The sequence below is a fragment of the Pseudoalteromonas byunsanensis genome (assembly GCF_001854475.1).
GTDB classification, from domain to species: domain Bacteria; phylum Pseudomonadota; class Gammaproteobacteria; order Enterobacterales; family Alteromonadaceae; genus Pseudoalteromonas; species Pseudoalteromonas byunsanensis.
Genome location: NZ_MNAN01000018.1, coordinates 16,530 through 43,446, shown reverse-complemented (window position 1 = coordinate 43,446; position 26,917 = coordinate 16,530). Strand labels below are relative to the sequence as shown.

The window sequence follows — 26,917 nt, the reverse complement described above, 5'->3', positions numbered from 1 at the left end:
TGTGATATGCCTGATGTTGCTTTACAGGCAATAAAAAAGCACTGGAAAGTGGTGACATCCAGTGCTTTTATCTACTTCTTGTCCTAAAATTTCATGACTCTAAAGCCACAAAAAATCTTACTAAAGTATTCAGCCTCTAAAGCGCCTTATTTGTATCTGTCTTAACACAAATAAAGAAAGTAATAGTAGCATTAACATATGTAAGCTACCTCCCGAGCCGCCATCGTCACTGCCCCCGTTACTGCCATCACCACTTGTAGAGTGTTGAGCTTTAACAGTTATGGTTACCTCTTGTGAGCTCTGAGCAACACTATCACTTACGGTAACTTTAAAGGTTAGTTCAGACTGTTTTTGCACTGTTGGCGCAACAAACGACACGCTGTCGCTAGTAGGGTTGTCTATATCCGCTTTAACACCACCTAGCTGAGTCCATTGGTACGACAAAACATCGCCGTCTAAATCGCTTGCCTGAGCAATCAAAGTAACCTTTTCACCGCTCAGTACTGTGATGTTTGAAAGTGAATTAACCTGAGGTAGTCGGTTAACGTTTTTCACGGATATAGTAAATTGTGTTTCAAACAACTCATGTCCATCATTGATAAATAGTGTGACAACAGCCGAAAAATCTTCCGAAATTTCGCCAACTTTTAATTCTGCGACACCATTAACATCAGTCAAAGATACTTCTAAACGAGGGTCAGACGAGGCCCATTCATAACTTAAACTGTCACCATCTGGGTCTACCGTTTGACTCACATCCAAAATAATTTGCGAACGCTCATTCATGAAGTCTGGGTAGTCAGCTATCTCCAGTTCAGGTGCTTGGTTTGGTCTATCAATAGCAAGCTTAACAACGACTTCAATGCTTCCCGATTCTTCACCATCTAAGTCCATTTCTGCACCATCTTTGATGGCGATACCTAAACATGACTCACAATCGGCTAACACTATATCTGAACGTATCAACTCAACACTCTGCCAACCAGTACGAGTGAGTGCTCTAGCACTAACTTGGTCCGCAGCTATTAAGCTGTTCTTTACTGGCACGTAAAGTACAGATGAAGCGCCTTGGCTGCCAACTGCAACATTTAGATTAATCATTTCACTGACCGACTGAAATAGATCGTCCGTTAACTGAGCATCCCACTGATTAGCAGCAAAATAATTTGCAACCATTTCATCAGAAATAGAAGCATCCTCTGTTGTAAATCCAGTGCCCGCAATTTTAGCGGCTCCAACTCTTAATCTATCTATTATTTTGGTCGACTTAACGTAGGTGTTGTCATTAAGTTTCGCTAAAGTCACATCAGGCTGATCATCGAGATAGTCTGGTATGCCATCCCGGTCACTGTCCTTAACCCCCTCTTCAGCATCCGAGATACCATCGTTGTCAGAGTCGGCCTGTCCGTCTAGCTCGATTGAATTACCAAGCGGTAAAGAGTATTTCGCCCGCTTATGTGATCCTCCATTTAAAGACATGTCTACCACCAGTACAATTTCATCACCCTCGATGTTTGCAGGGTTAATTCCTACTGTCGCAACATTCTGATTGTAATCGATACTTTCGAGCGCTTGATGAGGCACCTCAGAAAATACAAAGCCGTAGTCACTGTTTCGGGGAATATTCACCAGCGTGAAATCAATATAAATGAAGTCACCTTGTTTATCACCTAGTGTAATTGGCGTACCTGCTTGCCAAGCATTGATGTCTACCTCTATTGTAAGCTCAGCCTCGGAATAACTGAAAATAGAATCTGTATGTTGACCAACAAACACCTCACCTGTACCGATTTCACTAACGTACACACGATCAGCGTCTGTAAGAAACTGTTCATTGAGGTATAGCTTGCCATTCTCTTTAACATTGAAAGACTCTGAATATCCATTACTGCTTGATAACGTCAACTGGAAGTCAGCTTCCGGCCTGCCAATTAATGAATAGTTCAAGATTGCTTGAGAGTTGCTGTATACAAAGGTTTCTGGGGCGATACGTAGCTCAGTCAACACATGAAGATCAAGCATGTAGGTCGCGCTATTTCCCACAGCATCGGTTAATTTGAGTGATACTTGCTTACGGCCAGGGTTGAAATTCACAGACTCCGTCAATTCAATCCCCGTTATCTCACTAACACTATCATGAGCTATCTGGCTCTCTCTTACAGTGAGAAGGAAACTAGCTTCATCTCTACCTTTGAGCTGCATATAGTCGCTCACCAGTACAGGTGCAGTCGTATCAACAATGTTTACAGTTTGTACAACCTCCGCGCGGTTACCAACAAAATCTTCAGCCACCCAAATTAATTGGTGTTCACCAAGAGGCAGTGATTTTCTGTCCAGCAAATAAACCGTCGGTTCTCTATGACCATTATCAGTAGCCGCGGGCAATGGCAATACACCGTCAATTTGGGTAAACTCAGCAGTCGCTTCAATTGTCACAGCATCCAGGGTAGCAAATTCAGGAGCCGCATTTTCACCTACATTTGGATTGCTAGGTTCACTGTCTTCAACATCTAGAACCCCATCACTATCACTGTCTTGATTATTAGGCAAAGAGTTAAGATTAAACTCCTCTAAGTTGCTGAGCCCATCAGCATCACTGTCCAGAGATGCATCCGCAGCGTTTAACGGATTTAGCGCATACAACACCTCCCAACCATCCAACATGCCATCACTGTCTGTATCAGAATTATGTGGATCGGTTGAGTTATTATACTCTTCAAGGTTTGTTAGGTTATCCCCGTCGGAGTCTGATGCTGCGTCTGATGCATCATTTGGATCCAATCCGTGGGTGGTTTCCCAGCTATCGGGCATACCATCTTCGTCACTATCTTGTGAGTTACTTTCTACGCCTGAAATATTCAGGTTATCAATAAACACGGCATCGAGACCTCGAGCAACACTTCCATCTTTAGAATATTCAAACAGGATTCTATGGCTGCCAGCAGTTATCGTTCGTTCAAAGCTCTGCCAATCATGCTCACCTGACAACCTCAATATTTGCTCGTTATCTAGATAAACAGTGAGGAAGTCATAACTCTCTTCCGTGCTTACTAAGTAGTCAAATGATAAAGCCCCATCGCTTGACTCAAATGTATATTCCACATAAGTAGTTTCTGAGTGGTCAATATTATTGTTAGTCAGACTAAAGTAATCTTTGCTTTTAAAGGTAGTTACGAACCAAGGTTCACTCTCATTTGAAGAGGTAAACTCAACCGGTACCACCCCACTTTCAAAGCTGAATAGTGACAATTGAGAGAAGTCTGGAACTGATGCAGGATTATTAGGTTCAGTACCATATACAGATTCAGATATGTTGCTGGCTCCATCATTGTCTAAATCAAGATCTTTATCTGTGTCTGATAAAGGATTTAAACCATATATGTGCTCCCAACCATCCGGCATTAAATCACCGTCCGAATCGCTATTATTTGGGAATGTACTCAAGTTAAATTCCTGAATATTTGTCAGTCCATCTTCGTCAAGATCACTATTTGCGTCTGTAGCATCAAATGGGTCTAAACCGTATCGAGTCTCCCACGCATTTGACATTCCATCTTCGTCACTATCACCATTTTGGCTAACTAGTTGAATATTATCTATAAACACCGCATCCAATCCGCTTGAAACACTAGAATCCTTAAAGTATTCAAAGCGTAGTGTGTGCAAACCTGCTTCCATATTCATGTCGAACTGTTGCCAGTCATGTATCCCCGACATTCTGTGAATCAAAGAACCATTTACATACACTTTTAAATAATCGTAGCTTTCTTCTGTACTTACCAAATAGTCAAATGTCAGAACACCACCATCTGTGACTACCAGAATATCAGCATGGGTATTTTCTCCATCATCGATGTCGTTGTTGGTCAAGCTGTATGCTCCCAGACTTTTAACATTGGTTATCTGCCAAGGAGCTGCGGAATCTGAAAATTCAATCGTTTGTGGTAACTCACCACTTTCAAAGTCAATGTTTATATCGTTGCTTGCATCAGGAACCGACGCACTGTTATTCGGCTCAGTCCCGAATAAAAACTCAAGCAAGTTACTAGCTCCGTCACCATCAAGGTCTAATTCAGCATCTGCAGCAGAGTTTGGGTCTAAACCATAATTTACTTCCCAGCCATCAGGCATTTGATCTGAGTCTGAGTCTGCACTTGTAGGGTTTGTTTGATGACTATGGAATTCATCATAGTCTGTTAAACCATCCTCATCAGTATCGGCCAAAGTCGGGTTGGTTTCTAATTCATACTCTTTTAAATTGTTTAATCCATCGTTATCAAGATCAGTCTGAGCATCATTGGGGTCAGTTGGGTTCAAGCCATAAAGCTGTTCCCAGTTATCATCCATAAGATCATTGTCAGCATCAACAAATTTAATGTTATTACACTCAACGCCTACATTTATGAACGCTTGAATTACATCTATAACCTGATAATTAAGGTCAATAGCTGAGTTAATAACACCACACGCACCATCTTCAAAGTTCGATGAAGCAACCCAATATTGCTGGTTGGCTCTAACCATCAGGTCAAACGCCTTTCGCACGTTCCAACCATTGGTATTCGATAGTAAATAGAAAGCTCTGTTGAATACGCCACTACTATAGTGAACATCTATTCCAGAGTAATATTGAGAAGCGTGATCTATTGAAACACCATCTCTAGAGGGGGTTTCAAAATAACGAAGCGCATCGGTTGTCTTGGTAATATCACCTCCGGTTAGCCAGTCATTACTACCTCTTAAGTAATATTCTGCAGCTTCCCCAGCGATGTCAGAAAAGGCTTCGTTGATACCGCCAGATTGATCAGCATAAATCAAGTCAGAATTCTGACTTGTGAAACCGTGGCTTACTTCGTGTGAAACGATATCCAACGACACCAAAGGATGAAACCTGTCAGCGCCATCACCAAAGGTCATCGCATAACCATTCCAAGTAGCATTTTCCCAACCTGTACCGGAATGAACACGCATCAACAATTTAAAGGTTAAAGGCGCTGTATTGTACCAATCACGGTACATATCATAAACGGCAGTACCGAAGGCGTGAGCATCATTCAATGGTGAATAGGCACCATTGATCTCTTTGTGAGTATTTTGGCTACAAGCAAAAGAGAACGCTTCACTCGGTTCACTCCCTGACTCCATAGTAACCGTTTTGACTTTGTCATTTTCTAAGTAACAGGTATTGTCAACCTGTGTCACTACTAGTGCTGGAAAATCATTCCCATATTCATAGCGACCGATTTTAGTATTCCCACCTGGTCCTGTCGCTTCTGCGTTATGGACATTATTCCAATGTTTTATCAGTGAGTAATCTGATTCAAGTACTAATGCTACTGGCTTGGAATGCATTTGTTGAGTTAATACGTCTAACTCTACCAATCGTGCGAACTTCGCCTCACCAGATTGAATGACCACATACCGCTGATTGGAGTTAATAGTATAAGAGACTGATTTATCGAGCTTTGCCTTTTTTAAAGCTATTTGAGCTGCTTTGTTAACATCGAACTTAAGGTTTTTTGATTTTTGTAATGTAACCTCATCGATGCTTTGTACAAAAAAACCACTAATATGTCCATTTGTCCCTTGTACACTTAGTTGCTGTGCCCAAATCGGAGTATCACCATAGTACTGCTGAAGTCGATAAGGATGATCTGCGCCTTTTGCCATGCGATTAGCTGATACGGCAGTTTGAAGCCTTTTAAAGTTCAATATATTTTGGCTCTTACTGCCCTTACTCACATAGCTATTCTGTGCTATAAGTGATTGTACTGTATCGTAATTATGCCGGGTTACCAACTGAGACTCTTCAGCCAGCGTGCTTCCTGCAAATAGGGTAGCCGCTGCAACTACACCTAGATTCGGTTTCATCTTCATTAATGTTCCTGTTATCCCAATATTAACCCGATTATTGTCTCGAATTTAGGTGTAGGTAACAAGTATTTAATTGATTAAATTTAGGGCAAGTACGACTGTAAGCCTTGGTTGATAAAGCAGAGATTTAGTGCAAAATCATGGACAAAGTCCATAGCTTTTGCGCAAGGTGAATATCGTGCAAAGGGTTAACGACAACGAACGCAGTGAGAGCGTTTCCTTTGCGCAAGGTGAATTATCGTGCAAAAGGTTAGCGACATGAGCTGATCTAATGTACAAAAACTAACTATAGGATTGTGCGATAACCCCGGGATCATATGGGAATGTACGGGATTGAGTGAGACACTATTTTAAACTTGGTTTCACATTATGTGAATAAACCCTAACTAGAACTGTATAGGACTCAATCAGATCTAAAGGCCGCTCATGAGCCACAAGCGGGCTGTTGAAACACTTTACTCAACAACGCCCTTGTTAGGTATCGGATGAATTTGCTTGTTAGATTTTTTGTGAATTAAATCACAGATTTTACTCATATATTCATTTGCAGATAACCTGAACTCTTCTAACTTCTTGGACAGTGCATCAAGATCAGCCTGATTTAATGATTTTTCTCTATGTTTAGAGTCAAATATAGAAGCTTGTTTCATCAGTTCACCAGTTTTCTTTAAAGTGTCTGTATTAATCTCACTAGCATAAATGGCAGCAAGAGATTTTACCCTGCTTTGTAAAATGAATGCTTTTTGCCCCATATCTTGATGGCCAAGATACTCTCTTACATACTCGACTGTTGCTCCTCCCTTGACCATTTCAATGACATCGCAATGCTTAACATAAAGTCGAAGATACATTTCCATTAACAGGCCGTGAAGCTCCTCCAGCTTTTCAACCGACTTTTCACGTTTACGTATTTCCGCTTCAAACTCAGATTTAAATGTGGCAAGTGCTTTTTTAAAGGAAACTTCAACGAGCAATTTGGCAATATATGCACTTGTAGCAATCAGAACTGTACTACCACCTAATATTTTTATCCATTCGTAAATTTGCTCCATATGCCCTCTGGAAATCTAACGCTTATTATCGAGACCTTACTAGGTATGCTATCTTGTATGGTCTCAATAAATCAATGTTTCTTATATCCGCTTCTAGCTCTCACCCGCCTGTCAGATGCACTCTGACCCGAATAAACTATTAAACATCATGAAAAGTCAGCGGCGTTTTGAAATTTACGCCGCTTTTAGTTTGGTTAGTTAACTGAAGTGGCTTTTTCAGCTTGGCCATTTCGGTACTGAGACTGTGTAACTTTGGCCGTATCAATCAAATGCTGTAAAGCGCCGTCAACGTCATCTAGCGAATTGCAGCCATATGAATTTAAAAACCCAGCTATATAATGAAGGGCTATTCGATCTTGTTCTTCCTTTATTAGCATGTTGCTTGTCCTTTATTATTACACCCTTCAAATAAGTCACCCTGAGCATCACCGTATAAGATCATGTTTTTGGTTCTGATCACCGTATAAACCCACTGAACTGAGCAGCCAAATTTTTTGGCAAGTTCTCGATGGTTGTTACCTCTAAACTCGGCCCATATTTGATTGCTCTTGAGCATTGCATCCAGCTTACGGCCTTTACATACATAAACATATTCGCCGCCAAATGTTGTACGCACGGTGTCTACTACATCTAAGCCCAGTTTAGTTGCTTCGTCTTCACCTAGCGCCTCTTTTGTTCCTTCGGCTACTAACTCTAAAATGGTAAATAGCATACCTTCAGCACGTTCAGATGCTTTGCCCAATTCCACATGATCTAAATTAGACATTACGCACCCCACTATATTTACCCAGCATTTGGCCTGTGAAGTTCAAAGCTGCCTCTAGCTGTTCAACATTACAGCGTTGAAACTTGCCGCTATAGTCAAATACATACCGCTGAGCTGTCACTTGCTCTTCCTTATATAAAGGAAGAGCTTTTAAGTCAGGTGCAAGTTCGTCCATGTCTTTTGCCATTACCCTTACATACCAACTTTTAAGTTGTTCAATTAGCGCATTAAGCATTTTTGGCTGTAGCCATTCCAAGCGCTCAATCGCCACGCTCTTATTCAAGCGCTTTGCCTGATTTTTTGACCAGTTCAGTAACGCTTGATCTGAGCCTTCCTTTATATAGCCGCGATATTTCATCGCAATCCAAAGTTGGCGCAGTTTGTCGAGCTGAGTTTTATCGTCTTTATCGCGGGTAATTGGCGAGTTTTTGCCACTGCGCTTTTTGGTAACAACCTTAAAGCCGTTTTCTTTCATGTAATCCAAAACACTTTTAAGCTCCGTAACATTCATATCCTTACAGCTTTCTTTGCCAGTCAGTTTTTCCAGCACTGAGCGGTATAAGTCATCATCCCAACCCAGTTGACCTTGGCCTACGTGTATCAATTGAATGTAGCGTGATTTACTCATTTTCATGGGGACCACCTTTATAGAGATTTACTAACCAACGGGATCTGAATCCATGCGCCCAGCTCGTTGCGTTCATAAAACCGTACGTATGTTTTTGTCGAGCCAAAAATAAACGCGTCATCTATTGCCTGCATACCTGCGGCCCAATCGTCTGATTTATGGCTATATCGGTATTTACTGCGCAGCTCCATTATCTTAGCTTTGCTGTACTGGCCCTCTTTGTCGGTTTCAAACGCGTTCATTACTATGTCTTTTATTAGCTGTGCTTCGTCGTCTAGCTTTTCCAGCAACCCATTTACCACACCTAAAAACAACTCTTTTGCTATTAGTATTTCGGGGCCAAAACTTATGTCGTCAGCAACTCCCACTTTTACGCGGCTTTTTCCATCAAACGAGGTCAGAGTTATGTTGCCCTTGGCTCCGCCAATCTCAACGTTGTAGCTATGGGCCATATCAGCAATAAAGTCGTTTACTTGCGAATACACACCACGTTTAAAGTGTTCATGCTCTGCGTTCAGTTGCTTTGCACGCTGCACCAGCTCTAACACCAGCGCATTTTGCGCCTTGTCGTTGTCGCTCACCTTACTTGCTGGTACTTTATAACCGCTTCTATTTATATAAAATTCTTGTTCCATCACTTCACCTACTGCATTGATAGTTGTCGTTGAGATTCGCCGTTAATCGGGCGGTTGATTAAATGTTGTTTTCCTGCCTTATAACCATCACGCGTAGCACTCCCTGTATTAGCTTTTTTACCACGCGTCATGCTTTTAGCTGTACTCAGGTTTGGGTAGTGTTTGGAGTAATACGCATCAACAAGGTGTTGCTCAGCATCGGTACGCGCAAACTCAGTGACTTGCGCATAAATTCCATTTACCCAACCTTCCGCGAACCTGTCTCCTCTAGCCATTTTTGTAGAGCGCTTGCAACGGTTTGATTGAGTTGCAACATATGCTGAGCGCTCTGCGATCATCTTCGGCCACAACACATCCCAACAATATGCAGCTAGTTCGGGTTGTGGCTGTATGCCTATAAAGCGAATTTCATTACCAAACACACTCTTACGTAGTACGGCATCAACGCCAAACGCGCGTTCAATCAGCCCAATAAAATTCGCCTTGTAAGTAACAACGCAACTTATGCTTACTGGAATACTCGCTTCATTAATATTTGAAAAACCCACATCTTCAGCACTAATACGATACTTATCCATGAGCGCTTGAGCTGAGCGCATAGCGGCTGCCGCTTCATTTTCATTGCTGGCCGATTTGGCCAACGCTAAGCATTTTTTTATCTTATATAAAATTCGCTTATCCACGGCTTGTTACCTCCTGAAACTGATGAAATTTATCGCCCTGACACTTGGGGCAAACCGTTACGCTTTCACCAACCCAGCCACAACCATTTTCTAAGCAACGCAAACCTTTTGGTTCTGCGATCACTACGATTTCACGCTGGCCAAACACGTTATCCCAGCCAGTTACTTGTGCATTTACTGCTTTTGCTAACAGCGTTTGCATTGCGCCATCATCAGCCAATAACGTTTTTGCGTGTTCTTGAGAAACAGTAACCGTTTTACTTACTCGCACTTGGGCCATGCCCGTTAGTTGTATTTGAACTTGTTGCATGGCTTATACCTTCTGTACTAGCTTTTCGGTGATCTGCTTTTCGCCAATTTGAGCGGCTAGGTTCATGGCTTTAGCAAGCCAAGTATTAATGCTCAGAGGATAAGAGCGGTCTAGCTCAATATCATCTAAAGCAATACCGTGTTTAATACGCCCATAACACTTGCCTTTGATTGCACTCATTGCGTCTTCGGTAAAGATGCGATCAGCATTGATACCAACACGGCTAAACTTATGCCTTATATAAGCAGGAACTTGCATACCCAACGGCTGCATCCTTATTTGGTTACAGCGCCAAGTAAACTCACGGACATATTGACCGCTAAGCTTTTTTTGCAGCTCATTTTGGCCGATTAATACAATCCCCATAACCCTGCGAAACCCATGGGTTAGCTCCCAAATTCGCTTAAGCAACTTAATAACATCAGAGTTTAAATCGTGCGCTTCATCAATGACCATCAGGTGTAAATGACCGTTATTGGCACTTTCAATCAATGCCTCTTCAATCGCGGCGTCTCGTTCTTCTGCACTGGGGCGATGTTTAATTTGTAGTGCTCTACAAATCGCTGTTGATATAGACTCAGCGGTGATCTTACGGCGGTCTAATCTGGCGGGTTGAATTAAAATAACGTCAGGGTGATCTTGTTGAATTTGATGAATAAACGCACGGCGTATAATCGTTTTACCACTACCACATTCACCAAACAACGCTATCATGCTACCTGCATTGGCAGCACTGAGCATGTCTTCTAAAATAATGCGGTGAGATTCAATCAAAAATACATCGGCTTCACTCGCTATTTCATTTTCAAATGGGTCACGGTGTAACTTAAAAAACTTCTTTGCATTGGCGGTTAACATTTCAGGCTCCGGGTCTTCATAATCTACTTCTGGCGATACTTTTTGGTTTGGTTCGTACCAACTAAAAAGGTCATTTAATTGCAGGTCTGTCGCGCCTGCTTCTTTTAAGTACTCTGTAATAGCTTTTTGTAACGCATTGGTATCACAGGTTTTTGGCCACTCTGCATGCGTGCATACACGGCTAAAACTTGCGGTGCTAAAGGTGAAACCTTTAGCTTTTAGCGCTTTTACTACTTGGGCTTGCTTAACTCCCAGTACTTCTAAAACATGGCTAAGCTTTGTTATCTTCAAACTGCTATCTCGCTATTTTCAGCACTGGGGTTTCCGCTATGCCCATATGCAACTGCTCTACAACGTTGTTTACTTCCGTTTCTACAACTTCTTGACTTGCTAGCCAGTCAATCTCGTTTACTCGTAATGGTCGGCCTAAGCATTGGGCAACCATCATGCGCAAGTCGATTGAGTCCAGTACTTTGCCTTTACGCTTAGGTGCATCACTGATTTGCTGTGCAATGGGGCTATCAGGTGAGATGGTTTCTCCTTTAGGCGTGATCCGAGCTTCGTGTTCAACCTCTTTAAGGTGCGAATGCGCAACCAAGCGACCTTCAAAAGGTGCAACTTTGGCCTTTTTGGCTTTTTTAATTTCGTCTTCACTTAAGTTAGGAAATGCGAGGCGATCCGCTTCTTTTGACGCTGTTTGGATTTGGGTATCAGCATGGCGTTCATGTTCTTCGCCAATCACTGGCCCGTCTGCTCTAAAGCCACTTACATCAAACTCAATAGGCTGAACTTGGTGGTACACCAATTCGTCCAATGGTGTCTTAACACCAACGAGTAAGTCTGGTGAATCTCCCACTATGATGGGGCTAACCGTTACTTTGATCCCATTACTAATATGCTGTAAGTCAGCGAGGTCGTAGACCAGTTTTGATTTAGTTCGAGGGTGTACATAACTGATGGTTAAGTCACCTTGAACCTTTCTATCTTCATCGGTTCTAGTAAGCAAAAGCCTGCATATTTGTTCGTCTGGCAACATACGCAAATAATCGCGATTCTCAGGCTTATAGATGTTAAGCCAAACATCAAAACGTGCTTTTTTGTGACGGCTATGCTTGCAGTTCATACCCGGCACTTTGTCGGCATTAAATGCTTCTTGCCATGCCCATACTGATTCGTTTAACTCCGCAACACTGCCAACAGGCTCAAACAAAATGCGGCTTTCAAACTGCTTTTCAACAATGTTATTAGCTACTTCAACCGCGCCTTTGGCTCTTGGGTTGCCAGCCTCATGCGGGATATTTTTAACTTTAAGCGCGGTAAGCACATTGGTGATCGCCTTAGCAGTATTGGCACTGCCTTTATCCCATAACAAAATCTGGGGAACGCCCATAAAGGGTGAGCCTTGCTGCTGCTTCCAACACCACATTAAAAAATCAAACATGATGGCTTGAGTCTCACCCGCTGACTCATAATAGCGAACACGCAAAGCGCCACTGTTATGGTCAATCAATACATAACGCCAGACTCTTAAATGTTTAATACGCTCTATATTTTCAGGCTTATTCGCGTAAAACTCTGCATCGTTTGCATAACGCTGTATTTTTCCTTTTCTACCCGGTGGGTAATAAAGCAAGCAGTAGCTAGGGTCTACTTGATGTACATGGTTAGGGGCAAGGCTGCGCATTTGCACATGTGGCTTAGCTTTATCTAACGCGCTAACAGCAGAATTTCGTTTTGCGAGTACTCTGCTTATCTGGCTTGTACTTAGGCACCTATAGCCATTGGCCACCAAGATTGATTTGGCCGTGGTAATGTCCATGATCCGCTTACCATTATCACGAACGCCTTGATTTAAGATGGCCACCATCATGTTAATGGCTTCTTCATCCATTGTGGTGGTGCCAGCATCAACACGCTTTGCTTTGCCGCTTTGCCAGCCATTAGCCTTTAAACGGCGGTACAGCGCATCTTTGCTCAACCCCAGAGTGTTGCAAGCTTGTTGGAGTATGCTGCCTTTTTGCCCATGCTTGGCATTGGAGAGTTGTTCACCCCAATAGTCGAGAGATAAAGAAGTCATTCGATCACCTCCATTCCCTCAAAGCCTAACTCGGCAAGCCATTCACCAGACGGCTTTGCATCATCTAAATGGCCGTAGCTTCTATATAGCTCATTCCATACGTGCGCCAACTGGCTCAGCAATACTTTGCTATCGGCATACAGTGCCGAGCGCGCCGCTTCGTATGTTTTTTCGTCCAAATGAGTCAAGGTTTCAAGCTGCTCACCAAGTAACGTTAACTGGTTAAACCCTTCGCGTACTTGCTTATGGATTGATGTTAGCGCCTCAAAAAACTGTTTGGTGTCACCTTGCCAACGATCTACTGAGAACTTTTTAACTTCCAGTTGCTCTCTAACCTGTTGCAACTCAATCGCAGTTTTATTTGACTGCTCACGGCTTGCCTTTAGCTGTGTTTCAGTTGCGTTAAGTTCAGTTTTTAGCTTGTCAGACTCTTTGGCGTGTTTAGCTTTTAGCTCGTCTATTAACTCCTTAACCGCTTCTTTGTCACCTGTCTCAACGGCTTCGGATTCAATAACTTTTTGCTGTTCGTCTTCGGGCAACTGGCGCAAAGCGCGTAAATCTCGATAACCAAGCTGCATTTTCTGAGATTGCTCGAAAAACTCTTCGCCAAATTTCTGTAGGTTGCTCAGTTTTTCATCTACATGCTGCTGGCTGCTGCGTAAAATGTGCTTGCAGCAATCCCCCCAATTACTGACCGTCAGTAATTCCCCACTTTCGGCAATGTAGGTTAACCCCTTGTATGCCTTGGATTCTTTAATATCATGTAGAATTTTAAGTTCACTGACAGTCAGTAGTTTGGCCGCAAAATTAAATGCTTGAGCCTGACCGAGTTTAAGCAGAACATCTTGCTTAGACGCAAGAATATCTCTGCCTTCAACTATGGCCTTTTCGGTTTGTGGTGCAATTTCTGTTGTCATAACTACCCCAACACACTGTAGTTGTTACGTTCAATTTGTAGGTTGCGTAGTACCGTTTTCATGTTGTGATCAACGGTATTGCTGAGCTGCACAAGCTTTTTGTGAAGCCGCCAACGTTTCTCATTTGCTGGCAAGCGTTCGGCCCAACCTGCTTGCGAAAGGTTTGCAAGTAAGCGCGTTACATCGGCTTTACTGGTTTGCAGTTCACTCGCTAGCTGATTCGGTTCAATACCTTCAATTTCGTGGCCAGCCATTAGCTCAACCAATCTTAAAACGCGCTGTATTTGATCACTGGTATATTGGCTATTCATATGGCGTTCCTCATGGCGGGTTTATATGGCTTTTGCCTAGGGTTGTTAAATAGGCTCACGCAATCAGGGCATACCACATCTATATCAAACGCTTCGCTCGCCACATGTCGCCAACCAATATGGTTTGCCGCGTATAGCCAACTCATTGGGTGTGTATCAAGGCGTGTTGCTCGCTCAATTACTTGGCAACATTGGCATTGCACTTGAACAAAACCATGCTCTTTGGTGATGTGCTCAAATTTTATAGGGCTAGTTAGTAAACTCATGATCTGTCTCCTTGATTTACCAATGCTTTTAGCTGGTCCATGTTCATTAAATAAATCGTTATGCTGTCTCGTTTACCCAACCATTTAGGGCAGTTTTGCTGTTTTTTAGACGTAACTTGGTCTTTGATAGTCATGCTATTTGCTCCTAAATAAGGGGTTGTTGAGGGTCGTCGAGCTTTTCAGCTTCGAGCTTGTGGTAGGCAAGATCCTGCATAAGTAATACAAGTTGGTCAGCCACATGCTGGGCATTGCCACCGCCTTCTTCTAACTGCATCACCATACCGATCACTTGATTGGCGAATTGGTTTAGGTGGTTTAGCGTTGGCATAGATGGCTTTTTACCTGTTGGCATATCAATCAACAGTTTATCTAAACTGTGTGCCATGTATTGCAATGGGTATTCTTTGCCAGTTGCAGCCATGAAAGGGATGAGTAAGCTCGATGGCATATCGCCACTACCCAAATATTTGTACAGCATATCGGTGCTTACACCCGTTCTGTCGGCTATACGTGGTACGCTCATATTACGAGTGGCCTGCGCATGTTCCTTACATATTTGTAGCGATTCCGGCAAACTGCGAGTAACTATGCGGCTCCACTGCCTACGTTTTGGCTTAGTCATGGCAACCTCCATTTTGCAAGTGGCAAGATGCTAAAAAACCATTCCAAAAACATACATTTTTTGGAACTTCACAAACGTAGATCGCACTGGCTAGAATTTGATCATCTTGAAAACGGGGGATCAAACCATGCAAACCAACTACGTTAGTTACCAGTTTAATAATTGCCTTGAATGGCTGTGTATTGACGATAAACCCAGTACCGTTACACATACCCAAGTTAGTGCGCATAGCATCCGTAAACTGCTTTTTGAGCTGGGTAAATACGCCCACATTGAACGCAGGGTTGTAGTTAATAGACTGTACAAACAACAAAACTCGGCTTTGTTTGCTTTGATTGCGTTGTGTTACGCAAAAGCGGATATTATTCATTGTTTGGCTCCTGTAAGTTCTGTAACTCAAATGATGGTTAGTTGGTTACTTAGCCCTTACGAGGCCAAAAGTTGCTGAAGTTGAGCGATTCCCTGTTGACGCGCCATGCCTCTAAGCACTTTTGGTCGAGCATACGACGTCACATTAGGGAACACTTCTTCGGTTGGTTTATCAATGATTTTGGCTATAAAGTCTGCGACACGTTTTGACTGTGTATGTCCACAAACAACACCGGAAACATTAGATAGGTTTACCTCTAAAACTTCCGCAATCATTGAAAGCGTGTAGCCTTGCTCAGCAATCGCTTGTTTAATTTCATTGGGTTTCATAGTACATTACCTTTTTATGTGAACCCTTTTGTGATGTTTTGGCGAACGGTAAACAAAAGGGTTTAGTTAACTGTCGAGTTGATAATAGTACATATATGTCCTCAAAAACAACAAAAACAGACACAAATGTCTGCTCAAATTTCAAGGATGAACGTAAACGCTTGAATCTAAACCAAAAAGAGGTTGCAGATTTTTTATGTATGTCTAGTAAACAGATCAGCCGTTGGGAAAGCTCTATTGCGATCCCTTCAGACAAGCTTGCAGAATTAGCGGCCATGGGCTTTGACTGCATGTATGTATTGACGGGTAATAGGTCAGGAATACAAACAGTTGGACCTACGGGGATTGATATAGAGCGAGCGGTTGAAGTGGCAACACATGCCGCTGGTGAGGCTATAAAAACGGTTTACGACTTAAAAAGTGCGGAAGCATTACTTGAGGGGAAACTGGATGCTATTACAAACTATAAGCATATAGTGAAAGCTGCTGAGATCATAGCTAGAGCAGAGCTAACGGGAAAGGTCAGCGCTAGCACCATTTCGGAGATTGCCAAGTTAACGCGAGAAAGTAGCTAGTTTTTACCGAGCATTTTTTGTTTCTCATGGGTTGGGTTTAAAAGTCCCAACCTTACGAGTTTTGCTATACTGGCATCTCGTTCTCGTCGAAAGCTTGCGTTTAGCAGCAAAAGAGTTTCTTGGCTCACACCTTCAAAAACAAATTCACTCAAATATTTGCTTTGCATCAGTAACTTGCTACTTTCCTCTAAGGCTTGTTGATGCTGGCTTGCTCTTAGTGAAATGACATTCTCTGAGTTATCAATCAGATCTAACCGACTGGCTTTAGCTTTAGTGTGGTAAATCTTATTGATTAAATATATGGCCCACAAAAAGACAATGGCAATATTTATGAAAATAAACCAATCTAAGTCCATTCGTGTTTAACTCCATTTATTATCTGGTATAAGCCGAGCCGTGCGCGTTAATGGATAAATCAAAATCAATAGCGCGGCCAGACTGTTAGACATGGCAATACCAATTCGATAAACAAACTCTAAGTAATTGGCTTCAAATATCACTCGATCCGCATAACGTAACAACTGTAGGCAAATCGTCATTGCCGACAAATAACAAATATATCTTGTTATTTTTGCTAATTCACAGCGCTTAACGTTATGCCAATGGATAATAGCTACAACGAATAACAACTCATGTAAGCTAAAGAAAAAGTAATATAGCTGCCGCTTTCCGTGCGTACTCATATCAGCAGACAAAATAGCATCGGCAGCCAATCGTCCAAAGAAATGAAAGAGACAGGCCGAAACAACCAATACAAACAAGGAGTGCTCAACTTGCTCCCTAATATCCATACTTGGTTTGCCAATGAACATCTGTTTTGCTGAATGTTTAGCAAAAAATACTAGCGCAAAGAGCGCTAGTATTTTGCTCACTATCACCATCCAGTCGATAGTTATCATGATTGCATTCATTGCAAACTTATCCGTCTACTTTTGTGCCTGATAATTCTGGTTTAAATGAAAAGTTAGCTTTGGCTACTTGTGGCTCAGAACCGCCACCAGCACCGCCACCCGATGCTCCATGTACTTTTTTTAATTCGCTTAATGGTAACGTTTTATTACTTAATTGACTGTTCATTCTCTTACCTCAAGATGTTAATAAGGAAACACAGCATAACATTAAACATATAAAGCTCATTTAAACCAAATTAATAAATCATCTACGTGATGGTGGCCAGTTTCCGTCACCTGACGCCAATATACCGGGTTCAGTGCCGCCACCGTTGCCTAACAAACGTATAGGAGGACCACCTTGATCTCCTGTACCAGCGCTTCCACCAATTACTTGATTAAGTTGTTGTCTAGATAGAGTTTGTATCAGTTGCTTTTTCATTTGAACGTCTCAAATACCAAATTAAATTTGTGATAGTTCCAAAGTTGCAGACATAAGGAGGTAAGAACAACATCCTGTCGCTAGATTGGTTACTAAATCCGTTAACAGGACTATAACACTACACCAAATGTTTAGTATAGTGTTTTGCTGCCGTACTCATGAAATTATTCATTATCCCTTTAAATTAATAGGATTCAGTAACAACACAAATTCTCAAAACAATGTACTCATGATATATAGTTATACACAATAATTTAACTTTAAAGGGCTGCGCTTATTTCACTATAGTAAGCTGCGCTCTTTTTCGCTTTGATGTGTTACATTGACTAAACATTACCAAGTAATTAGATCTATGTAGCGGCCATAGGGCTATTTATATAAATACTTATAACTACAGTTAGTATATGAATTCAAATAAATTACGGTTTTGCTGGTGGAATATAGGGCTATCACCCGCGGCTTCCAGAGCATCCTCTAGAGCTAGCCCCGAAAATTATGACATGCTCGTCGAGTATATCGTTTACCTTTTTGATGCTCACGTTTTAGACTTCCTATGTCTATGTGAAGTCGATGATGATGACTTTAACGAACTGCACAATAGGTTGGCCGAATTTAAATTTGGCTTATGTGACCTTTACCCAAAAACCAGTACTAGCAGATCTCGCTTTGATTGTATAGCCATCTATAATCAAGAACGCTTTGAAGTTACCCCCCAAAGAGTGCTTGAAGAGAGAGTCGCAAATACAAACATCAAAGTTGCTCAATTAATATGTGTAAATGATTTAGATAATGACAGCGAATTTTTTATTTATTTGGCTCATTGGCCAAGCAGGCTATACGAATCTAAAGACCTCAGACGAAAAGCTGCAAGCTTCCTTTGGAATGATGCCAAAGAACTCATAAATGAAAGCAATAATGTAATTTTTATGGGGGATTTTAATGCAAACCCTTTTGAGGATTGTTTAACAGATGATTTAAATGCAACCAGATGCCATGAGATGTGTCGATATTACCCGACACAATTTATTTATAATCCTTTTTGGAGAAGTCTTACTTCTGAAGAGCAACTATCGTTAGACAACGCAACTCAGCAATTCCCTTCTGGTACTTACTATTACAAAAAAGACAGAAAATCAAAATGGAATGCTTTCGATCAAATCTTAGTTTCATCAAGCTTAGTCAGCGATGGGCCATGGTATTTAAATGAATACGAAACGGGTGTAATCTATGACGAAAACATATATGAAGCTTTTAGTAGCAAAGATAGTCATATAGATCATTTCCCCATAATATGCACAATTGATAAAGTTTAGGCCGAAATATGAATGATTTTTTACAGTCTCTACAGCAAGGTAAAGAACGAGCAGCAGAAAATGACAACAATAAAAAAGAAATCAATGAAATATTTGAAGATTTCATACAGAATTTATCAACTTTTTTGCAGATCGAATTGACATTAAAATTCAAAGGTGAAATGAAAGTCGAAGCACCAACTAGAGTTCACCAACCAACTAGAAGACCAATGAGAGTAATAATGCCTACCCTTGCGGACTTACAAGTGAAAGAGGAGTCTACTGGCTGGACTGAAGTGCAAGTCAAAGCCCCAACTCACAGTCCAATCTCTTTATTCTGTATAAGATATGGTGAAGTTAGCTACCCTCTTTCTATCAAATATAGTGATGTAAGGAAAACAGCCAGAGATAAAGACGACTTACTGAGCATATTAAGCGACATCGCCCGTAGCCCAGACCTCCATTATAAACTAAAGCCAATTGAACCTAATCGCGAATAGCATTTATTAACCCAGTTTAAAATTCATCCCGTCACGATTTAGGCACTCTGTAGCAAACCAAATGCTACGGGTGCCTTATGACACTACCCAATCTAAATTACTTTAAACAACAGCCAGAAATTAAAGCCGCACTTGCGCCTTTTTCGCTGCAATTTGCTGATGCTATTTTGCCTATCTTATATTTGGAGGGTGGCTTAAATGCAGACGGCGGCTTAAATAACACACCTACTGACAGAGGCGGTTTAACTAAGTTTGGCATAAGCCAACGAGCCTACCCACACCTTGATATTCCAAACCTAACCCTTGCACAGGCCGTTCGCTTATATCACCGAGATTACTGGCGGCCCATGCAGTGCAGCGAGCTTAATGCAGGTATTGCTTTAATGCTGCTTGATGGCGCTGTCCAACATGGTATGCCAAGCATGAGCATACTGGTGCAGCGTTATGTTGGTGCCAAGCCTGATGGTCTCTTTGGGCCACTCACACTTAAAGCTTGCCATAGTGTTTTGCCAATGCAGTTATGCGTTGGTTTGAGCTTAAAACGCGCCCGTAAATACGCCCGTATCTGTAGCAATGACACCAGCCAACAACCTAATTTAAATGGTTGGTACAACCGCCTTGAACACATTACTGAGCGCGCCATTGCAGGAGTACACCATGGGTAGAAACTGGGATTGGTCACGCGAGCAAGGCCGTATAAAGCGCTTAGAGGCGGAAGTACAAGCCCGAGTAAACAACAAGCCATTTGACGCAAACAATGTGCCTCTACACAGCCATGATGGCACCTACCAAAGCATGTTTAACAAAGGCTGGCATTCTGTTTTAGAAATTGACATCCGTCTGCGTGTCGATGCCATTCGCTCATACCACGCCGCCAGTAACCGAATTGCCAAGCGCTTTGAGGTGAGTCATGGATGATTGGTTAGGGCTGGGTAAATTAGTGGGCAACGTGATTGATGAAGCGTTTACCTCCGATGAAGAAAAACAAAAGCTCACGAATGAGCTAACTCAAATAACCAATGCCCTAAAAGCCAAAGAGCTCGAATACAAAGCGAAAGAGCTTGAGCTTCAAGGGCAAGTCATTCAACTACAAGGCCAAGTGCTCGCGGCTCAGTCTCAAAATATTACCGCTGAAGCAAAAGGCGAAAGCTGGCTTCAGCGCTCTTGGCGTCCTATCACCATGCTGACGTTTTTAGTTTTGATTGTGCTCAACGCATTTGGGTTGTTGGCTAATCCACTACCCGAAAAGGCATGGGAACTACTACAGCTAGGCATAGGTGGCTACGTTGTTGGTCGCACAGTTGAAAAGATAGCCCCCGGCACAGCTTCCAAAGCCAAAGAAGTCGCCAAATCAATCATTAACTCATTAAGGAACCCACATGGACATCGTTGACGATGCACAGCGTATTGCTGAGCAAGATTCAGAGCGCGCGCTAAACAAAAACAAAGCCCACTTTTTGGGGCAAGACGTCGACTTTATGCATTGCCTTGAGTGCAACGCTGAAATCCCAAAAGCACGGCGAGACGCCATACATAGCTGCAAACATTGCGTTGATTGCCAAGAGCTATTAGAGCGTGCAGCAAAGCACTATAGGAAGCCGTGATGGAATTTATATTGGAATGGTGGAAGCAAATACTTGCTTTATCACTGCTCATTGTTGGGGCTGGCGCAGTTGCGTGGCTTCGAGCCACATTTGTAAGTCGTACAACACACGATGAATTAGCTACGCGCGTTAGCGCTGTTGAACAAACGGTTGCAGACTTGCCCAGCGGTGAAGATTTACATGACCTAGACAAACGCTTAATTGAGATTGGCGGCAAAATTGACGCGCTCTCGCCTCAATTAGCCACATTACAAAACACAACTTCCCTATTAATGGAAAACGAACTCAGAGGTACGCGCAATGGCGATGCATGAAGTACAAGCAGAACACCAGCGGATCACTATTTTGATCGCACTTAAGGATTCGGCTGACTATGGCGCAAACACCAGTATGTTAGCTGATGTATTGGCCCGCTATGCACTTGGGTGCAGCCGTGACCAGCTTAAAACTCAACTTAATTGGTTAGAGCAAAACAGCTATGTAACGCTCGATAGGCTGACGGACAACACATGGGTTGCCCGCATTACGCAAAACGGCATAGATGTGGCTGAGGGTAAAAGCATAGTGCCTGGCATAAAACGCCCCGCGCCAAGGAGTGTGTAATGACAGACAAGGTGCGGCGCTCTAAGCCCAGTAAAATTGACGCTTTACCAGAAGCAATAAAGAAAAAGCTAGACGAATTACTTAGAGACTCTGGCAATTCACAAGCGGATATTTTGGATGAAATTAATAAATTGATCCTTGATGCGGGGCTTGATGAAGAGGCTACTATTTCGCGCTCTGGCTTATCTCGCCACGCCCAAAAACACGAAGCCATAGCGGCACAGCTTAGAGAAACCCGCGCGGCCACCTCTGCGCTGGTTGCTGAGCTTGGTGATAAACCCATGGGCGAAACATCAAAGCTTGTGCTTGAAATGGGCCGTACTCAGTTATTCAAAGCCATGCATCAACAACTGCTTAACCCTGATGAAAATGCCGAGGTGGACGTAGGCATGATCAAAGAGGTGATGCTCAGTATTCAGCGCCTTGAAACAACCGCAATGCATGTGCATAAGCGCGAAACCGAAATACGCAAAGTTTTTGCTGAAGAGGCGGCCGCAAAGATTGAGGAAAGTGCCGTGCTAGCGGGCCTGTCAGAAGAAGGTGCTCAGCTCATTAAAAACCAGATCTTAGGAATCGCATAATGACTGAAAGCGTCAGCAATGCCAATGAAGTAGAGCAACGCTTTGGGCTACCCTCATACATACCGTTTGACCCCAGCGAACTACTGCTAGGCTACCAAAAACGCTGGATAGCCGACCAATCCCCGCTCAAAATCGCCGAGAAAAGCCGCCGAACCGGTATCACATGGGCCGAGGCGGCTGACGCCGTACTAGAGGCCAGTAAAAGCAAAGACGCGTTTGGCACCAATCATTTTTACGTTGGCTCTAACAAAGAAATGGCCCGTGAGTTTATTGAAGCGGCCGCCATGTGGGCCAAGGCGTTCAATAAAGCTGCTGGTGATATTCAAGAAGAGCTATTCATTGATGATGGTCAAGAAGGCAAAGAGATCCTTACATTTGTGATCCACTTTGCCAGTGGCTTTAAAATCCAAGCGCTTAGCTCCAACCCTGCCAATCTAAGGGGTATGCAAGGCAATGTAACCATTGATGAGGCCGCATTTCATGAGCGCTTAGCTGAAGTGCTTAAAGCCGCTTTAGCACTGACGATGTGGGGCGCAAAAGTCAGACTAATTAGTACGCACAATGGTATCGACAACCTGTTCAATGAACTCATTCAAGACAGCCGTGCAGGCAAAAAGCGCTATTCGGTGCACACTATCACTATTGAAGATGCTTGCCGCGAAGGGCTATACCAGCGCATATGCCAAAGGCAGCGTAAGCAATGGACGGTTGACGCCCAAAGCAAATGGATTGATGACCTTATAAAAGACACAGCGAGCGAGGAAGACGCCCGCGAAGAATACTTTTGCGAACCCAAGAAAGGTGGCGGTGCATACATTCCCCGAGTCTTAATTGAAGCCGCTATGACCAAAGGCATCCCCATTGTTCAGTATGAAGCGTCCAGCGACTTTATGAGCTGGACCGATGAATACCGTAAAACCGAGATTGACGCATGGCTAAAAGAATATATCGATCTACTGCTTGAGAAGTTAAACCCAGCGCTAAACCATAGCCTTGGCGAAGACTTCGCCCGCCGTGGCGACTTAACCGTATTTGTGCCGCTAGAGATAAGCAAAGACTTATCCAAGCGCGTGCCCTTTGTCGTTGAGCTTACTAACCTCACCTATGATATGCAGCGCCATATTATGCTGCATATCGCCACACGCCTACCCCGCTTACAAGGCATGGCATTTGATGCCACGGGTAATGGTGGCTATTTGGCCGAGGCGGCAGCTTTACACTTTGGCACCGAAATGGTCGAGCAAGTCATGCTAAACGACCCTTGGTATCGGGAGTGGATGCCAAAGCTTAAGGCTGAGTTTGAAGACCAAAACATTCAAGTACCTAAACACCAAGATATTTTAGGCGATTTACAAAAGATCTCTGTGCGCAACGGCACCCCAAAAATAGACAAAGGATCTGATAAAGGCTCCGATGGCCGCCAGCGTCACGGAGATTTTGCCGTAGGCTTGGCAATGGCAGTACGAGCTGCTTGGATGGATGGCAGCGCCATTGAGTTTACCCCACTTCCCGATAAACACGACTCTAAAACCAACCCTGATTTTAACTACAGCGACCTAGGCGCATACCAAGGTTCGGGGTGCTGGTAATGCGGTGGCGTATTCACTATCAGTACATTTTTACGGCATATGACGAATATGTAGATATCGAAGCGAAAGGCCGTAAAGCCGCCGAAAAGTATTCAATGACCTTAGAGGTGTACGTTGTATCCATTAAACCCATTTTAAGAGTAAAACCATGCTAGTAGATATTAACGGCGATCCGCTCACAATCAAAAAGTTAGACAGCAATCAAACAGAAGAAAACAGCCAAGTAGCCATGCTACTAAAGCAGTACGCTGAGCACCCGACACAAGGGCTTACGCCTGCTAAGCTTGCTAGTTTACTCAAAGAGGCCCAAGAAGGTAATTTGGCTGCCATCGCAGATTTAGCCAAAGACATTGAAGACAAAGACGGTCATATCAGTTGTGAACTTGGCAAACGCCGCCGCGCCGTATTGGGTTTTGAATGGAATATAAAACCACCGCGTAATGCCACACCTGAAGAGCAACGCGATGCAGATATGCTTGTAGAGGTGCTTGAAGATGCCACTTGGTTTACCGATTTTAAGTTTGATTTAACAGACGCAATGCTTAAAGGCTTTTGTGCCAACGAGTTGCAATGGGATTACATCGAAAAGCAACAACTGATCACAGGCTATACTTTTCGTGACCAAAATCTATTTAAAACCCATCCAGATAATTACAACCAGCTTGTTTTGAACGACAGCTCTGACGAAGGTGAAGCGCTTAACCCCTTTGGTTGGGCGCTTCATATTCATAAATCAAAATCGGGTTATGTACACAGGGCTGGCTTACTCTCTGTACTTGCTTGGCCATTTTTGTTTAAAAACTACAGTGTGCGCGACTTAGCCGAGTTTTTAGAGATTTACGGCTTACCCGTGCGCGTGGGTAAATACCCAAGTGGTGCCAGCGATGCAGAAAAAGCCACGCTACTGAGAGCTGTTATGGCCATTGGCCATAATGCAGGTGGGATTATCCCAAGAGGCATGGAGATTGACTTTCAAAGTGCAGCTAACGGCCAAGCCGACCCATTTGAAAGCATGATCCGCTGGTGTGAGCTAACGCAATCTAAAGCCATTTTGGGTGGCACACTAACCAGCCAAGCCGATGGCAAAACCAGCACCAATGCACTGGGCAACGTACACCAAGACGTAAAAGAAGACATCACGCTTAGCGACTTACACCAGCTTGAACAAACCATAAACCGTGATGTTATCTACCCCATGTATGCGCTTAACGGTAAAAGCTACAAAGGCAACCGCCGTTTACCACGCTTTGAGTTTGATACCTCCACCAGCGATGAAATGCGTGATTTGGCATATCCATTACGTTCATTAGTGAGCCTTGGTATGCAGATCCCACAAAGCTGGGTGCATGAACGCCTAAATATTCCAAAGCCAAGCGAAGGTGAAGGCGTTTTAACTGTGCCTGTAGAGGACCAAAAAGGCACAACCCCTGCCGCACTTAATACCGCCATTGCCGCGCTTAACACCGAATACCAAAGCCGCAAAAATCAAACCGCCCTAGATGAAGCATTAAACGCCATTACAAATGGTGATATGCGTGACGAGTACAAAGCCACGCTGCAACCGCTACTAAACAAACTAAACCAAAGCAGTGATTTAGCAGCCATTGAACTTGCAGAGCTTTACCCAACGCTTGACCAAGATGCACTCTCGGAGCTGCTTACCCGCTTGTTCTTTGTCAGTGAACTATGGGGCACCATCAATGAGTAGTGCCCATATTAGCGCGGCATTTGAGCGCGCGCCCATCGACGCCGTGGCTTACTTTAAATCGAAGGGGTACGCCATTAGCGATGAATGGCACGATGTGCTAACTGTTGCCCACAGTAAGGCGTTTACCGTTGCCCGCGTACAAAGCATGGACGTACTCGAAACCATACGTAAATACACCGACCAAGCCCTCACCGAGGGCTTAACCGCAAAGCAGTTTAATGCAGGCCTAACCCCAGAGCTGCAAAAGCACGGTTGGTGGGGCAAAGTTAAAAACGAACAAGGCGATATCATTCAACTGGGCAGCCCATACCGCTTAAACACCATTTACCGCACTAACATGCAAACGGCCTATATGGCTGGGCGCTATCGCCGCTTGCTGGCCCGCGCTAAAACCCATCCCTATTGGCAATACATCGCCATTGATGATGGGCAAACAAGGCCAGAGCACAGGCTTTTAAACGGCAAGGTCTTTCGATTTGATGACCCAATTTGGCAAACCATGTTCCCGCCCAATGGTTGGGGGTGTCGTTGCCGCGTTCGCGCGCTCACTGCGGCACAAGTCAAAGCCCGTGGCATAACGGTTGAAAACGGTGAAAGCTACGTACAACAATTTGATGCTGAGATTGTTAGCCGTGAGTCTGGCGAAGTGAAAACCGTGCCCCATGCGCGATTAAAGCTACCCAGTGGCGATGTAATGACCCCAGACATTGGCTGGGCCTATTCACCGGGGCAATCTGCATTTGGCACAGATATGGCCGTGGCACAAAAGCTAGGTAAAGTTGAAGATGTGCAGCTACGCGCCGAAACCATTCAAGCGCTCAATAACAGCCAAGCGCGAGTAAACGCGTTTGAACTATGGACCCGTAAAAGCATTGAGCGTATCGAGCGCTATCAAGCTGCAAAACTTGCTAAAGACAAACAAGGGTTAAGGGAGTTTGGCCCACGCCCACAGCACAAAACCGTGGTGAGCTTTCTCGATGACGACATAAGCCAAAAGCTCTTAAACAAAGGCATAGATGCAGCCCGCACTTTAATTCTTAGCGAACGCGCCTTAGCCCATGCACATAGTGAAAAACATCAAGAGAACTTAAGTGCCTTGAGCTTGAAAGAATATACTCAACTAAGTACTTGGATTAACAGTCCTGACACGCAAGTACTTTGGGAATATGCACGCAGTGAACTGTTGTTTATTAAGCGCCTAGGTGTTGAATCCATAAAAGTTGTAGTGCGATATCAAGGCAAAGGGGTTGAGTTAGACACTTTAATCAATGCACTCAAGGTTAAAACAAAAACAATAGATGGCGGTATTCAAGGTGAACTGTATGAAGTGTGGCGGTAGGGTGAGAATCGAACTCACATCACTGTCAGACAGCCCCTTACCTATCGGGGTACACCACCGCCATTAGTAATTATTACCCAACAACCAAGTGATTAC

General features: G+C 43.4%; 35 protein-coding genes and 1 tRNA gene. 14 read left to right on the top strand and 22 right to left on the bottom strand.

Going from position 1 to position 26,917, the window contains the following annotated elements:
- Nucleotides 1-129 precede the first annotated feature (129 nt).
- From BIW53_RS02350 to BIW53_RS02275, 17 genes are all read right to left on the bottom strand, one after another.
- Nucleotides 130-5,877: a M4 family metallopeptidase gene (locus BIW53_RS02350; RefSeq protein ID WP_070990216.1), complete on the bottom strand. Its 5,748-nt coding sequence runs from the start codon at nucleotides 5,875-5,877 to the stop codon at nucleotides 130-132.
- Nucleotides 5,878-6,329: 452 nt separating this feature from the next.
- Entirely contained in the window at nucleotides 6,330-6,926 is a 597-nt protein-coding gene (locus tag BIW53_RS02345; RefSeq protein ID WP_070990215.1) for a hypothetical protein, read from the bottom strand.
- Between the two features lie 194 nt (nucleotides 6,927-7,120).
- Nucleotides 7,121-7,303 carry a hypothetical protein gene (locus BIW53_RS02340; protein WP_070990214.1) on the bottom strand — a complete coding sequence of 61 codons (183 nt, stop codon included), beginning with the start codon at nucleotides 7,301-7,303 and terminating at the stop codon, nucleotides 7,121-7,123.
- Nucleotides 7,297-7,692 carry a Mor transcription activator family protein gene (locus tag BIW53_RS02335; protein ID WP_070990213.1) on the bottom strand — a complete coding sequence of 132 codons (396 nt, stop codon included), beginning with the start codon at nucleotides 7,690-7,692 and terminating at the stop codon, nucleotides 7,297-7,299. Before BIW53_RS02335 ends, BIW53_RS02340 begins: the two co-directional genes overlap by 7 nt.
- Nucleotides 7,685-8,326 (bottom strand): gp16 family protein, encoded by a 642-nt coding sequence (locus tag BIW53_RS02330; RefSeq protein ID WP_070990212.1) that lies wholly within the window; start codon nucleotides 8,324-8,326, stop codon nucleotides 7,685-7,687. Before BIW53_RS02330 ends, BIW53_RS02335 begins: the two co-directional genes overlap by 8 nt.
- Before the next feature lie 11 nt (nucleotides 8,327-8,337).
- A complete protein-coding gene (locus tag BIW53_RS02325; protein WP_070990211.1) occupies nucleotides 8,338-8,955 on the bottom strand; it encodes a DUF3164 family protein in 618 nt (205 codons plus the stop codon).
- Between the two features lie 8 nt (nucleotides 8,956-8,963).
- Complete coding sequence (locus BIW53_RS02320) at nucleotides 8,964-9,638, bottom strand: DUF7168 domain-containing protein (RefSeq protein WP_070990210.1); 675 nt, start codon at nucleotides 9,636-9,638, stop codon at nucleotides 8,964-8,966.
- Complete coding sequence (locus tag BIW53_RS02315) at nucleotides 9,631-9,948, bottom strand: hypothetical protein (RefSeq protein WP_070990209.1); 318 nt, start codon at nucleotides 9,946-9,948, stop codon at nucleotides 9,631-9,633. The genes BIW53_RS02320 and BIW53_RS02315 overlap by 8 nt, the downstream gene beginning before the upstream one ends.
- 3 nt (nucleotides 9,949-9,951) lie before the next feature.
- A complete protein-coding gene (locus tag BIW53_RS02310) occupies nucleotides 9,952-11,097 on the bottom strand; it encodes an ExeA family protein (RefSeq protein WP_070990208.1) in 1,146 nt (381 codons plus the stop codon).
- A gap of 4 nt (nucleotides 11,098-11,101) precedes the next feature.
- Nucleotides 11,102-12,883: a DDE-type integrase/transposase/recombinase gene (locus tag BIW53_RS02305; protein WP_070990207.1), complete on the bottom strand. Its 1,782-nt coding sequence runs from the start codon at nucleotides 12,881-12,883 to the stop codon at nucleotides 11,102-11,104.
- Nucleotides 12,880-13,800 carry a hypothetical protein gene (locus BIW53_RS02300; protein ID WP_070990206.1) on the bottom strand — a complete coding sequence of 307 codons (921 nt, stop codon included), beginning with the start codon at nucleotides 13,798-13,800 and terminating at the stop codon, nucleotides 12,880-12,882. Before BIW53_RS02300 ends, BIW53_RS02305 begins: the two co-directional genes overlap by 4 nt.
- A gap of 2 nt (nucleotides 13,801-13,802) precedes the next feature.
- Complete coding sequence (locus BIW53_RS02295; RefSeq protein WP_070990205.1) at nucleotides 13,803-14,111, bottom strand: helix-turn-helix domain-containing protein; 309 nt, start codon at nucleotides 14,109-14,111, stop codon at nucleotides 13,803-13,805.
- Nucleotides 14,108-14,377, bottom strand: coding sequence for a hypothetical protein (locus BIW53_RS02290; protein ID WP_070990204.1), 270 nt, complete (start codon nucleotides 14,375-14,377; stop codon nucleotides 14,108-14,110). Before BIW53_RS02290 ends, BIW53_RS02295 begins: the two co-directional genes overlap by 4 nt.
- Nucleotides 14,374-14,511: a hypothetical protein gene (locus BIW53_RS20785; RefSeq protein ID WP_175442074.1), complete on the bottom strand. Its 138-nt coding sequence runs from the start codon at nucleotides 14,509-14,511 to the stop codon at nucleotides 14,374-14,376. The genes BIW53_RS02290 and BIW53_RS20785 overlap by 4 nt, the downstream gene beginning before the upstream one ends.
- Before the next feature lie 11 nt (nucleotides 14,512-14,522).
- Nucleotides 14,523-14,999, bottom strand: a complete 477-nt coding sequence (locus BIW53_RS02285) for a hypothetical protein (RefSeq protein ID WP_070990203.1) — start codon at nucleotides 14,997-14,999, stop codon at nucleotides 14,523-14,525.
- Complete coding sequence (locus tag BIW53_RS02280; protein WP_070990202.1) at nucleotides 14,992-15,369, bottom strand: hypothetical protein; 378 nt, start codon at nucleotides 15,367-15,369, stop codon at nucleotides 14,992-14,994. The genes BIW53_RS02285 and BIW53_RS02280 overlap by 8 nt, the downstream gene beginning before the upstream one ends.
- 56 nt (nucleotides 15,370-15,425) lie before the next feature.
- Entirely contained in the window at nucleotides 15,426-15,698 is a 273-nt protein-coding gene (locus BIW53_RS02275; RefSeq protein ID WP_070990201.1) for a helix-turn-helix domain-containing protein, read from the bottom strand.
- Nucleotides 15,699-15,793: 95 nt separating this feature from the next.
- Between BIW53_RS02275 and BIW53_RS02270 the strand changes: the two genes are divergently transcribed.
- The gene (locus BIW53_RS02270; protein WP_070990200.1) at nucleotides 15,794-16,273 is read left to right on the top strand and encodes a helix-turn-helix domain-containing protein; all 480 of its coding nucleotides are present in this window, start codon (nucleotides 15,794-15,796) and stop codon (nucleotides 16,271-16,273) included.
- Here the strand turns inward: BIW53_RS02270 and BIW53_RS02265 are convergent.
- From BIW53_RS02265 to BIW53_RS20775, 4 genes are all read right to left on the bottom strand, one after another.
- Nucleotides 16,270-16,629, bottom strand: a complete 360-nt coding sequence (locus BIW53_RS02265; RefSeq protein ID WP_070990199.1) for a hypothetical protein — start codon at nucleotides 16,627-16,629, stop codon at nucleotides 16,270-16,272. The two genes, BIW53_RS02270 and BIW53_RS02265, sit on opposite strands and share 4 nt — an antisense overlap.
- Nucleotides 16,630-16,635: 6 nt before the next feature.
- Nucleotides 16,636-17,172 carry a hypothetical protein gene (locus tag BIW53_RS02260; RefSeq protein WP_070990198.1) on the bottom strand — a complete coding sequence of 179 codons (537 nt, stop codon included), beginning with the start codon at nucleotides 17,170-17,172 and terminating at the stop codon, nucleotides 16,636-16,638.
- A 19-nt stretch (nucleotides 17,173-17,191) separates the two neighbouring features.
- Nucleotides 17,192-17,350 (bottom strand): hypothetical protein, encoded by a 159-nt coding sequence (locus BIW53_RS20780; RefSeq protein ID WP_175442073.1) that lies wholly within the window; start codon nucleotides 17,348-17,350, stop codon nucleotides 17,192-17,194.
- Nucleotides 17,351-17,428: 78 nt separating this feature from the next.
- Nucleotides 17,429-17,605: a hypothetical protein gene (locus tag BIW53_RS20775; protein ID WP_175442072.1), complete on the bottom strand. Its 177-nt coding sequence runs from the start codon at nucleotides 17,603-17,605 to the stop codon at nucleotides 17,429-17,431.
- Nucleotides 17,606-18,009: 404 nt separating this feature from the next.
- Here BIW53_RS20775 and BIW53_RS02255 point away from each other — a divergent pair, with 404 nt between their 5' ends.
- The 13 genes from BIW53_RS02255 (at nucleotide 18,010) to BIW53_RS02200 (ending at nucleotide 26,821) form a co-directional block, all read left to right on the top strand.
- Nucleotides 18,010-18,918, top strand: coding sequence for an endonuclease/exonuclease/phosphatase family protein (locus BIW53_RS02255; RefSeq protein ID WP_139158763.1), 909 nt, complete (start codon nucleotides 18,010-18,012; stop codon nucleotides 18,916-18,918).
- Nucleotides 18,919-18,926: 8 nt separating this feature from the next.
- A complete protein-coding gene (locus tag BIW53_RS02250; RefSeq protein ID WP_070990196.1) occupies nucleotides 18,927-19,397 on the top strand; it encodes a hypothetical protein in 471 nt (156 codons plus the stop codon).
- Nucleotides 19,398-19,474: 77 nt separating this feature from the next.
- A complete protein-coding gene (locus BIW53_RS02245) occupies nucleotides 19,475-20,062 on the top strand; it encodes a glycoside hydrolase family 108 protein (RefSeq protein ID WP_070990195.1) in 588 nt (195 codons plus the stop codon).
- On the top strand, nucleotides 20,055-20,315 hold the full coding sequence (locus tag BIW53_RS02240; protein WP_070990194.1) for a hypothetical protein: 261 nt from the start codon (nucleotides 20,055-20,057) through the stop codon (nucleotides 20,313-20,315). The genes BIW53_RS02245 and BIW53_RS02240 overlap by 8 nt, the downstream gene beginning before the upstream one ends.
- Nucleotides 20,308-20,790: a 3TM-type holin gene (locus tag BIW53_RS02235; protein ID WP_070990193.1), complete on the top strand. Its 483-nt coding sequence runs from the start codon at nucleotides 20,308-20,310 to the stop codon at nucleotides 20,788-20,790. Before BIW53_RS02240 ends, BIW53_RS02235 begins: the two co-directional genes overlap by 8 nt.
- Nucleotides 20,777-21,001: a TraR/DksA C4-type zinc finger protein gene (locus tag BIW53_RS02230; RefSeq protein ID WP_070990192.1), complete on the top strand. Its 225-nt coding sequence runs from the start codon at nucleotides 20,777-20,779 to the stop codon at nucleotides 20,999-21,001. Before BIW53_RS02235 ends, BIW53_RS02230 begins: the two co-directional genes overlap by 14 nt.
- Nucleotides 21,001-21,315: a DUF2730 family protein gene (locus tag BIW53_RS02225; RefSeq protein WP_070990191.1), complete on the top strand. Its 315-nt coding sequence runs from the start codon at nucleotides 21,001-21,003 to the stop codon at nucleotides 21,313-21,315. The genes BIW53_RS02230 and BIW53_RS02225 overlap by 1 nt, the downstream gene beginning before the upstream one ends.
- Nucleotides 21,302-21,604, top strand: a complete 303-nt coding sequence (locus BIW53_RS02220) for a VpaChn25_0724 family phage protein (RefSeq protein ID WP_070990190.1) — start codon at nucleotides 21,302-21,304, stop codon at nucleotides 21,602-21,604. Before BIW53_RS02225 ends, BIW53_RS02220 begins: the two co-directional genes overlap by 14 nt.
- Nucleotides 21,604-22,185, top strand: coding sequence for a DUF3486 family protein (locus tag BIW53_RS02215; RefSeq protein ID WP_070990189.1), 582 nt, complete (start codon nucleotides 21,604-21,606; stop codon nucleotides 22,183-22,185). Before BIW53_RS02220 ends, BIW53_RS02215 begins: the two co-directional genes overlap by 1 nt.
- A complete protein-coding gene (locus BIW53_RS02210) occupies nucleotides 22,185-23,774 on the top strand; it encodes a terminase large subunit domain-containing protein (protein ID WP_084228036.1) in 1,590 nt (529 codons plus the stop codon). The genes BIW53_RS02215 and BIW53_RS02210 overlap by 1 nt, the downstream gene beginning before the upstream one ends.
- Nucleotides 23,774-23,929: a hypothetical protein gene (locus tag BIW53_RS20770; protein WP_175442071.1), complete on the top strand. Its 156-nt coding sequence runs from the start codon at nucleotides 23,774-23,776 to the stop codon at nucleotides 23,927-23,929. The genes BIW53_RS02210 and BIW53_RS20770 overlap by 1 nt, the downstream gene beginning before the upstream one ends.
- Nucleotides 23,923-25,482: a DUF935 domain-containing protein gene (locus tag BIW53_RS02205; RefSeq protein ID WP_070990188.1), complete on the top strand. Its 1,560-nt coding sequence runs from the start codon at nucleotides 23,923-23,925 to the stop codon at nucleotides 25,480-25,482. Before BIW53_RS20770 ends, BIW53_RS02205 begins: the two co-directional genes overlap by 7 nt.
- Entirely contained in the window at nucleotides 25,475-26,821 is a 1,347-nt protein-coding gene (locus BIW53_RS02200) for a phage head morphogenesis protein (protein ID WP_070990187.1), read from the top strand. Before BIW53_RS02205 ends, BIW53_RS02200 begins: the two co-directional genes overlap by 8 nt.
- On the opposite strand, the gene BIW53_RS20765 is transcribed toward BIW53_RS02200, so the two are convergent.
- A tRNA-Gln gene (locus tag BIW53_RS20765) sits at nucleotides 26,813-26,883 on the bottom strand. The two genes, BIW53_RS02200 and BIW53_RS20765, sit on opposite strands and share 9 nt — an antisense overlap.
- Nucleotides 26,884-26,917: the final 34 nt, after the last annotated feature.

Coding starts and splice junctions, on each gene's coding strand:
- BIW53_RS02220 (WP_070990190.1), top strand. CDS start 21,302: ATGGCGATGCATGAAGTACAAGCAGAACACCAGCGGATCACTATTTTG.
- BIW53_RS02215 (WP_070990189.1), top strand. CDS start 21,604: ATGACAGACAAGGTGCGGCGCTCTAAGCCCAGTAAAATTGACGCTTTA.
- BIW53_RS20770 (WP_175442071.1), top strand. CDS start 23,774: ATGCGGTGGCGTATTCACTATCAGTACATTTTTACGGCATATGACGAA.
- BIW53_RS02290 (WP_070990204.1), bottom strand. CDS start 14,377: ATGAGTTTACTAACTAGCCCTATAAAATTTGAGCACATCACCAAAGAG.
- BIW53_RS02245 (WP_070990195.1), top strand. CDS start 19,475: ATGACACTACCCAATCTAAATTACTTTAAACAACAGCCAGAAATTAAA.
- BIW53_RS02210 (WP_084228036.1), top strand. CDS start 22,185: ATGACTGAAAGCGTCAGCAATGCCAATGAAGTAGAGCAACGCTTTGGG.
- BIW53_RS02295 (WP_070990205.1), bottom strand. CDS start 14,111: ATGAATAGCCAATATACCAGTGATCAAATACAGCGCGTTTTAAGATTG.
- BIW53_RS02280 (WP_070990202.1), bottom strand. CDS start 15,369: ATGAATAATATCCGCTTTTGCGTAACACAACGCAATCAAAGCAAACAA.
- BIW53_RS02270 (WP_070990200.1), top strand. CDS start 15,794: ATGTCCTCAAAAACAACAAAAACAGACACAAATGTCTGCTCAAATTTC.
- BIW53_RS02275 (WP_070990201.1), bottom strand. CDS start 15,698: ATGAAACCCAATGAAATTAAACAAGCGATTGCTGAGCAAGGCTACACG.
- BIW53_RS02340 (WP_070990214.1), bottom strand. CDS start 7,303: ATGCTAATAAAGGAAGAACAAGATCGAATAGCCCTTCATTATATAGCT.
- BIW53_RS02300 (WP_070990206.1), bottom strand. CDS start 13,800: ATGACAACAGAAATTGCACCACAAACCGAAAAGGCCATAGTTGAAGGC.
- BIW53_RS02265 (WP_070990199.1), bottom strand. CDS start 16,629: ATGGACTTAGATTGGTTTATTTTCATAAATATTGCCATTGTCTTTTTG.
- BIW53_RS02305 (WP_070990207.1), bottom strand. CDS start 12,883: ATGACTTCTTTATCTCTCGACTATTGGGGTGAACAACTCTCCAATGCC.
- BIW53_RS20780 (WP_175442073.1), bottom strand. CDS start 17,350: ATGAACAGTCAATTAAGTAATAAAACGTTACCATTAAGCGAATTAAAA.
- BIW53_RS02200 (WP_070990187.1), top strand. CDS start 25,475: ATGAGTAGTGCCCATATTAGCGCGGCATTTGAGCGCGCGCCCATCGAC.
- BIW53_RS02230 (WP_070990192.1), top strand. CDS start 20,777: ATGGACATCGTTGACGATGCACAGCGTATTGCTGAGCAAGATTCAGAG.
- BIW53_RS20785 (WP_175442074.1), bottom strand. CDS start 14,511: ATGACTATCAAAGACCAAGTTACGTCTAAAAAACAGCAAAACTGCCCT.
- BIW53_RS20775 (WP_175442072.1), bottom strand. CDS start 17,605: ATGAAAAAGCAACTGATACAAACTCTATCTAGACAACAACTTAATCAA.
- BIW53_RS02255 (WP_139158763.1), top strand. CDS start 18,010: ATGAATTCAAATAAATTACGGTTTTGCTGGTGGAATATAGGGCTATCA.
- BIW53_RS02345 (WP_070990215.1), bottom strand. CDS start 6,926: ATGGAGCAAATTTACGAATGGATAAAAATATTAGGTGGTAGTACAGTT.
- BIW53_RS02335 (WP_070990213.1), bottom strand. CDS start 7,692: ATGTCTAATTTAGATCATGTGGAATTGGGCAAAGCATCTGAACGTGCT.
- BIW53_RS02225 (WP_070990191.1), top strand. CDS start 21,001: ATGGAATTTATATTGGAATGGTGGAAGCAAATACTTGCTTTATCACTG.
- BIW53_RS02235 (WP_070990193.1), top strand. CDS start 20,308: ATGGATGATTGGTTAGGGCTGGGTAAATTAGTGGGCAACGTGATTGAT.
- BIW53_RS02350 (WP_070990216.1), bottom strand. CDS start 5,877: ATGAAGATGAAACCGAATCTAGGTGTAGTTGCAGCGGCTACCCTATTT.
- BIW53_RS02325 (WP_070990211.1), bottom strand. CDS start 8,955: ATGGAACAAGAATTTTATATAAATAGAAGCGGTTATAAAGTACCAGCA.
- BIW53_RS02260 (WP_070990198.1), bottom strand. CDS start 17,172: ATGATAACTATCGACTGGATGGTGATAGTGAGCAAAATACTAGCGCTC.
- BIW53_RS02330 (WP_070990212.1), bottom strand. CDS start 8,326: ATGAAAATGAGTAAATCACGCTACATTCAATTGATACACGTAGGCCAA.
- BIW53_RS02205 (WP_070990188.1), top strand. CDS start 23,923: ATGCTAGTAGATATTAACGGCGATCCGCTCACAATCAAAAAGTTAGAC.
- BIW53_RS02250 (WP_070990196.1), top strand. CDS start 18,927: ATGAATGATTTTTTACAGTCTCTACAGCAAGGTAAAGAACGAGCAGCA.
- BIW53_RS02240 (WP_070990194.1), top strand. CDS start 20,055: ATGGGTAGAAACTGGGATTGGTCACGCGAGCAAGGCCGTATAAAGCGC.
- BIW53_RS02315 (WP_070990209.1), bottom strand. CDS start 9,948: ATGCAACAAGTTCAAATACAACTAACGGGCATGGCCCAAGTGCGAGTA.
- BIW53_RS02285 (WP_070990203.1), bottom strand. CDS start 14,999: ATGACTAAGCCAAAACGTAGGCAGTGGAGCCGCATAGTTACTCGCAGT.